Below are 6,674 nucleotides of genomic sequence, written 5' to 3'. Positions count from 1 at the left end.
CGCAATCCAGATGTCCTCTTGCTTCTCCCGCTGCTTGCGCGTCCCCATCGACATGCGCGACATTCTACGAACTATGCCTGTGGATACTTCAGTACTTTCCGCTCACGAATCCAGACTTGCACCACGGGCTGCTAGGCGAGGCACAGAAGAATGGCGGACGGAGTGGACTTCCCCAAGAACGATGACGACGACGATGGCGACAGCACCTTTTTCGTGCAGGTGCGCGACTGCAACGGCCGTGCCGTGCCAGCGTGCTCCGTCGCCCTGGGTTTTACAGCGCCACAGCGCGGCGTCACCGACGAAGAACGAACCGACGCGGACGGGATTGCGACCTTTCTCGGCTATCGCGATGGGGAAGCAAAGGTATTCGTCAGCGGCCGGGATGTGGGCAGCTATTACTTTGGGCACGGTACGCGCATTGCCGTGACGATCTGATCGCGCGCTCTACAGCGAGCTCATGTTGGAAAGGAAAATGCCGTTGTTCTGAGTCTTGCTGAGCTTGTCGATCAAAAGCTCCATCGCCTCCACCGGCGAGAGCGGATTGAGAACCTTGCGCAGCACCCAGATGCGCGCCAGGTCGTCCTTGGGAATCAGCAGTTCTTCCTTGCGCGTGCCGGAGCGCTGGATATCGATCGCCGGGAAGACGCGCTTGTCCACCAGCTTGCGGTCGAGAATGATTTCGCAGTTGCCGGTGCCCTTGAACTCCTCAAAGATCACGTCGTCCATGCGCGAGCCGGTATCCACCAGCGCGGTGGCGATGATGGTGAGCGAGCCGCCCTCTTCGATGTTGCGGGCGGCGCCGAAGAAGCGCTTCGGGCGCTGCAGCGCGTTGGAATCCACGCCGCCGCTCAGCACCTTGCCCGAGGGCGGAACGATGGTGTTGTAAGCCCGCGCCAGACGCGTGATCGAATCCAGCAGGATGACGACGTCGCGTTTGTGCTCGACCAGGCGCTTGGCCTTCTCGATCACCATTTCGGCGACCTGCACGTGGCGCGCGGCGGGCTCGTCGAAGGTGGAGCTGATGACCTCGCCTTTGACCGAGCGCTGCATGTCGGTCACTTCTTCCGGGCGCTCGTCGATCAGCAGGACGATGAGCACGACCTCGGGATGGTTCGTGGTGATGCTGTTGGCGATGTTCTGCAACAGCATAGTCTTGCCGGTGCGCGGCGGCGAAACGATCAGGCCGCGCTGGCCTTTGCCGAGCGGCGTCAGCAGGTCCATGACCCGGGCGCTGATGTTCTCCTTGACCGTCTCCAGCTTGCAGCGCTCCTGCGGATACAGCGGGGTCAGGTTGTCGAACAGGATCTTGTTGCGCGCTTCCTCGGGCGATTCGAAGTTGACCGCCTCGATCTTGACCAGGGCGAAGTACTTTTCGCCCTCGTGCGGAGGACGGACCTGGCCGCTGATGGTGTCCCCGGTCTTGAGATCGAACTTGCGGATCTGCGAAGGCGAGACGTAAATGTCGTCCGGCCCAGGCAAGTAGTTGTAATCGGGGCTGCGTAGGAAGCCGTAGCCGTCGGGCAGGATTTCCAGGACACCTTCGGCGAAGATGTGTCCTTCTTTCTCGCTCTGGGCCTGCAGGATCTTGAAGATGAGGTCCTGCTTGCGGAGCCCGCTGGCTCCCGGCAAGTCGAGCGTCCGAGCAATGCGGGTCAGCTCGGTAATGTTCTTTTCTTTCAGTTCTGCGATGGTCATATTCACCTACGGAGAGATTTTCAGGGGGGTCAGAAGACGTGCCGAGCGCAACCGAGAGGCGCGCTGGGAAGCTCTATTATGCAGCCCGACGCTGCGCCTCTGCAACCATTTCCGGCTCCGCCAAGACTTGCTCCCGGTCAGCGACCCCAATCCGCTGCAATACCTGGTTCATCGTTTCCTGGATGCGGGTATTGGGACGGTGAAACCTGCGGGTGGCCTTGGAGGCAAGCTGACAAAGCATATACCGGTTACGCAGGGTGTGTAAAGCGTCGAATACAAGATCAGAACGCATCATTATTATCTCCTAAAGTATGAAACCAGGGCCAGATGCGCAAGTTGCGGTGCGAATGCCATCCCGTAAATTTTTGGGAGGTATGGAATAGGCGCGGGCCTACTGCCCTGCGGTATAGATGCCGCAGCGGCCTCCGAAGTTGCTCATTTTTCAAGGGTCCCGGTTAATTGGATGATGCAGAGTAGCAGAGAGTAACTCGGGGGGGAAGAAATATTTCGTGCGCTGCCACAAGGGGAAGATCGAAAGTAAACGGTTGCCCGGGGATGGTTCTCCGTCGGAAAATCCGCCTTTTCTCGGCACGACTGCGCGAGATGAGGGTGAGCTACCGGTGCGAACGACATCGGACCCACATTCAGGGCTGCTCGATCACCCCCTTGATACGAACGAAGGCCCAGTCGATCTCGTCGCGAGTGATGACCAGCGGCGGCGCCAGGCGGATGACGCGATCATGGGTTTCCTTGCAGAGGATCCCCTGGTCCTTCAAAGCCTCACAGTACGGACGAGCGGGGGTGCGCAGCTCGATGCCAATCCAGAGGCCGCGCCCGCGGACTTCGACGATGTCGGGACTGCGGAGGGTTTTGAGGCGGTCGAGGAAGTAGGCGCCGAGTACGGCGGAGCGCTGCACCATCTTTTCTTCGGCCAGCACGCGCAGGGCAGTGCGAGCGATGGCGCAAGCCAGCGGGTTGCCCCCGAAGGTGCTGCCGTGGTCGCCCGGCTGGAAGACACCCAGGACTTCCTTGGAGGCCAGGACGGCGGAAACGGGATAAAAGCCGCCGGAGAGAGCTTTGCCGACGATCAGGACGTCGGGCGTGACGTGCTCGTGCATGCAGGCGAAGAGCTTGCCGGTGCGGCCCAGGCCAGACTGGATTTCGTCGCACATGAGGAGAACGCGGTTGGCGCGGCAGATGCGGGCGGCGTCGCGCAGGTAACCGTCCGGCGGAATGAGGATGCCGGCTTCTCCCTGAATGGGTTCAACGAGAAAGGCGCAGGTGTTGGGAGTGATGGCTTTTTCAAGAGCAGCGGCGTCGCCGAAGGGGATGACCTTGAACCCGGGCGTGAAGGGGCCAAAGCCGCGGCGGTACTGCTCGTCGGTGGAGAAACCCACGATGGTGGTGGTGCGGCCGTGGAAGTTGTTGGCGCAGACGATGATTTCGGCCTGACCGTCGGGAACGCCTTTGACGGTGTAGCCCCATTTGCGCGCGGCTTTGACGGCAGTCTCGACCGCTTCGGCGCCGGAGTTCATGGGCAGCGCCATGCCGTATCCGGTGAGATCGTGCAGATCCTGGTAGAGCAACGGGAGCTGGTCGTTGCGAAAGGCGCGCGAGGTGAGAGTGACTTTGTGCGCCTGGTCGATGAGCGTCTCGAGAATGCGGGGATGACAGTGGCCCTGGTTCACCGCGGAATACGAGGCGAGACAGTCGAGGTACTTTTTCCCTTCTACGTCATACACCCACACGCCTTCGCCACGCTCGATGACGACATCGAGTGGCTTGTAGTTGTGCGCGCCGTAGCGCTCTTCGATTTCGATGAGTTCCTGTGATTTGGTCAGCTCTGTTGTTGGCATAAGTCCTTTTTCCTTTGGTAGCCCGTAGTCGGTAGTCCGTAGTCCGGCGACGGGCTTCAAAATATGATCAAATCGACGCTGCCGCGGCGCCAACCGGCGCTTCACACCAGGCCCTCAAGCCATGGAGCAATTGGGCGACACGGCGGCTCTTACGAAAAACGTCCGAAAGCACTTCATCGGACACATAACCGAGTCTGTTGGCGATATCGAGCTGAGTCTCGACTTCTAGTAACGAGCCAAGAGCCATGCCAATAAACCTTTGAAAATCCTTCCGGGACTTCCGTCCGTACCCTTCGGCGAGGTTGCTCGGTGCGGATACTGCCGCACGCCGAAGTTGTGAGGTAAGTCCGTACAGCTCTTCCTTGGGGAACCCCCGCGTGATCCGATATATCTCGATCACGAATTCCATTCCTTGCTGCCACGCAACCAAGTCGCGATGACCCTTCATGCTCACCTCCGGAAGGTCTTTCCGGACTACCGACTACCGACTACGGACTACCTTCACGCGTGCAACACTTCCTCCGGTTCCGCTCGGCCCGGCCGAGAGACCACTTCGCCCTGCATGAGGTCAAACATGATGGCCTTCTGGATGTGGAGGCGGTTTTCGGCCTCCTGGAAGACGACGGAGTTGGGCGAGTCAATGACCGCGTCGGTGACCTCGTCGCCGCGATGCGCGGGCAGACAGTGCAGGAAGGTGGCGTCGTGCTTGGCATGGGCGAACAGTTCCGTGTTGACCTGGTAGGGGAGGAAGATGCGCTTGCGCTGCTCCGTTTCGGCTTCCTGGCCCATGCTGGCCCAGACGTCGGTATAAATGACGTCGGCGTCGGTGGCGGCTTCGAGCGGATCGTTGGTCAGGGTAATCGTGGCGCCGGTTTGCTGGCCGCGTTCGCGGGCCCACGTGACGGCTTCGCCGCTGGGTTCGTAGCCAAGGGGGGTGGCCACCCAGACGCGTGCGCCCAGTTGTGCGCCGGCAAACATGAGCGAATGCGCGACGTTGTTGCCGTCCCCGATGAAGGCGACCTTCAGGCCGGCCACTCTTCCCTTCACCTCGCGCATGGTGAGGAAGTCGGCCATGGCCTGGCAGGGATGGCTGAAGTCGGTGAGGCCGTTGATGATGGGGATGGCGGCGTATTCGGCCATGCGCTTGACAATCTCATGCGCGAAGGTGCGGATCATGATGCCCTGCACCATACGCTCCAGATTCTTGGCAACGTCGTAGACCGACTCGCGTTTGCCAAGGTTGATCTCCGCGGGCGAGAGATACAGCGAAAAGCCGCCGAGCTGCTGGATGCCGACGTCGAAGGTGACGCGGGTACGCAGTGAGGGCTTTTCGAAGATCATGGCGAGGGTCTTGCCCTTGAGCGAATCGGCGTAGGCCTTCGGACTCGCCTTGATGTCGGCGGCGAGGTCGAGCAGTTCGCGGATCTGGCGCGGCGAGAAGTCGCGGAGGGAGAGGAAATCGGTGGTGATGGCATTCATGGTCGTCTCTCGGTCTTTCGGTCTTTCGGTCTATCGGTGAGAGCTATCAGCTATCAGCGGTCGGCCGGCGAAATTACTGCGAGGCTCGCATCGGGCTCAACCGTCCCTACGGGACTCGGGTAAATCGCATCGCTACCCGGCACTGAAGTGCCGGCTACTTTCATTCGTGCCTTACGGCACGGGAGCTTCGATCTGCGATGTGCAGCAGTGGCGGGGACACCCCTCGAATTCGCTCAGGGCAGGCCCTGTGCCACACGTGTGATCCATCAGCAAGCCGTCAAACCGCCGCTACTCAATCCGCATGCGCGACCTCGCGCTTCACCTGGTGTTGGGTAGTGAAGTCGGCGAGCAGGTCCGGCAGATTGGGCTTGGTGAGCTCCTCAACTTCGTATCCAACGCGCACACAAGGCTTGTTGAGGTGCAGGATGCGGCGCAGGTCCACGGGCGTCGCCAGCAACACCAGGTCGCAGGGCGTGCGGTTGATGGTTTCCTCCAGCTCGTGGCGCTGGGTTTCGCTGTAGCCCATGGCCGGCAGGAGGTCGCGCAGGTGCGGAAATTTTTCAAAGGTCTGGCGGATGGAGCCGACAGCGTACGGGCGCGGATCGACCCGCTGCGCCGCCCAGTACTGGCCGGAGGCGACCACGCCGGCGCCGTAGGGCATCTCGCCATGGGTGAGCGTGGGACCGTCTTCGACGACGAGCACGTGCTTGCCCTTGATGACGTCGGGGTGGTTCTCCACCGAGACGCGGCAGGCGGTCTCGATCACCGTGGCCCTCGGGTTGGCCAGGGCGATGTTCTGACGCACGATGTCCACGTTCTGGGGCACGGCGGTGTTGACCTTATTGATGATGATGACGTCGGCGCGGCGGAGGTTCACCTCACCGGGAAAGTAGCTCATCTCGTGCCCGGCACGATGCGGGTCGGTGACGACGATTTCCAGGTCGGAGCGGAAGAACGGGGTGTCATTGTTGCCGCCGTCCCAGAGGACGAGGTCGGCTTCCTTCTCGGCGCGGCGGAGGATGGCTTCGTAATCCACGCCGGCATACACGACCGTGCCGTTTACGATGTGAGGCTCATACTCCTCGCACTCCTCGATGGTGCACTGATGGCGCTGGAGGTCGTCGAGCGTGGCGAAGCGCTGCACCGCCTGGCGCACCAGGTCGCCGTAGGGCATGGGATGGCGCACGACCACCGGGTTCCAGCCGAGCTTGCGCAAATCGCCGAGCACGCGCCGCGCCACCGGGCTTTTGCCGCAGCCGGTGCGCACGGCGCAGATGGAAATGACGGGCACGTTCGCCTGCAGTTCGGTATGGCGGCCGCCCGGGAGCCAAAAGTCCGCGCCGGCAGCAAGCACGCGCGAGGCGAGGTGCATGAGCGTGGTATGCGCGATGTCGCTGTAAGAGAAGACGACGACATCGATGGCGTGGTCGGCGACCAGGGCTTCGACTTCCTTCTCCTCAACGATGGGAATGCCGTCGGGATAAAGCGGCCCGGCAAGTTCGGCCGGATACCGGCGTCCGGCGATGTCGGGGATCTGGGTGGCGGTAAAGGCAACCACCTGATAATCGGCATTATTGCGGAACAATGTGTTGAAATCGTGAAAGTCGCGGCCGGCTGCGCCGAGGATGACGACGCGTTTCATGG

7 protein-coding genes are annotated in these 6,674 nt (G+C 61.4%); 1 reads left to right on the top strand and 6 read right to left on the bottom strand.

What is annotated here, in order from left to right; genetic code table 11:
• Window positions 1-150: 150 nt before the first annotated feature.
• Window positions 151-435, top strand: coding sequence for a hypothetical protein (locus LAN64_03545; protein ID MBZ5566905.1), 285 nt, complete (start codon window positions 151-153; stop codon window positions 433-435).
• 9 nt (window positions 436-444) lie between these two features.
• On the opposite strand, the gene rho is transcribed toward LAN64_03545, so the two are convergent.
• The 6 genes from rho to LAN64_03515 form a co-directional block, all read right to left on the bottom strand.
• Window positions 445-1,695, bottom strand: a complete 1,251-nt coding sequence (gene rho, locus LAN64_03540; protein MBZ5566904.1) for a transcription termination factor Rho — start codon at window positions 1,693-1,695, stop codon at window positions 445-447.
• 76 nt (window positions 1,696-1,771) lie between these two features.
• Complete coding sequence (locus LAN64_03535) at window positions 1,772-1,990, bottom strand: DNA-directed RNA polymerase subunit omega (GenBank protein MBZ5566903.1); 219 nt, start codon at window positions 1,988-1,990, stop codon at window positions 1,772-1,774.
• 349 nt (window positions 1,991-2,339) lie between these two features.
• Window positions 2,340-3,551: an ornithine--oxo-acid transaminase gene (rocD, locus tag LAN64_03530; protein ID MBZ5566902.1), complete on the bottom strand. Its 1,212-nt coding sequence runs from the start codon at window positions 3,549-3,551 to the stop codon at window positions 2,340-2,342.
• Between the two features lie 67 nt (window positions 3,552-3,618).
• Window positions 3,619-3,999, bottom strand: coding sequence for a four helix bundle protein (locus tag LAN64_03525; GenBank protein ID MBZ5566901.1), 381 nt, complete (start codon window positions 3,997-3,999; stop codon window positions 3,619-3,621).
• A gap of 53 nt (window positions 4,000-4,052) precedes the next feature.
• A complete protein-coding gene (argF, locus tag LAN64_03520; protein ID MBZ5566900.1) occupies window positions 4,053-5,030 on the bottom strand; it encodes an ornithine carbamoyltransferase in 978 nt (325 codons plus the stop codon).
• A 292-nt stretch (window positions 5,031-5,322) separates the two neighbouring features.
• Window positions 5,323-6,672 (bottom strand): cyclic 2,3-diphosphoglycerate synthase, encoded by a 1,350-nt coding sequence (locus tag LAN64_03515; protein MBZ5566899.1) that lies wholly within the window; start codon window positions 6,670-6,672, stop codon window positions 5,323-5,325.
• Between the last annotated feature and the right edge of the window lie 2 nt (window positions 6,673-6,674).

This window comes from Terriglobia bacterium (genome assembly GCA_020073185.1).
GTDB lineage: Bacteria > Acidobacteriota > Terriglobia > Terriglobales > Acidobacteriaceae > JAIQGF01.
This window is presented reverse-complemented; position numbering and strand designations above follow the sequence as displayed.

Bases quoted from the DNA above. Each gene is read 5' to 3' on its own strand.
- LAN64_03525 (MBZ5566901.1), bottom strand. From the start codon at position 3,999: ATGAAGGGTCATCGCGACTTGGTTGCGTGGCAGCAAGGAATGGAATTC.
- rho (MBZ5566904.1), bottom strand. From the start codon at position 1,695: ATGACCATCGCAGAACTGAAAGAAAAGAACATTACCGAGCTGACCCGC.
- LAN64_03535 (MBZ5566903.1), bottom strand. From the start codon at position 1,990: ATGATGCGTTCTGATCTTGTATTCGACGCTTTACACACCCTGCGTAAC.
- rocD (MBZ5566902.1), bottom strand. From the start codon at position 3,551: ATGCCAACAACAGAGCTGACCAAATCACAGGAACTCATCGAAATCGAA.
- LAN64_03545 (MBZ5566905.1), top strand. From the start codon at position 151: ATGGCGGACGGAGTGGACTTCCCCAAGAACGATGACGACGACGATGGC.
- argF (MBZ5566900.1), bottom strand. From the start codon at position 5,030: ATGAATGCCATCACCACCGATTTCCTCTCCCTCCGCGACTTCTCGCCG.
- LAN64_03515 (MBZ5566899.1), bottom strand. From the start codon at position 6,672: ATGAAACGCGTCGTCATCCTCGGCGCAGCCGGCCGCGACTTTCACGAT.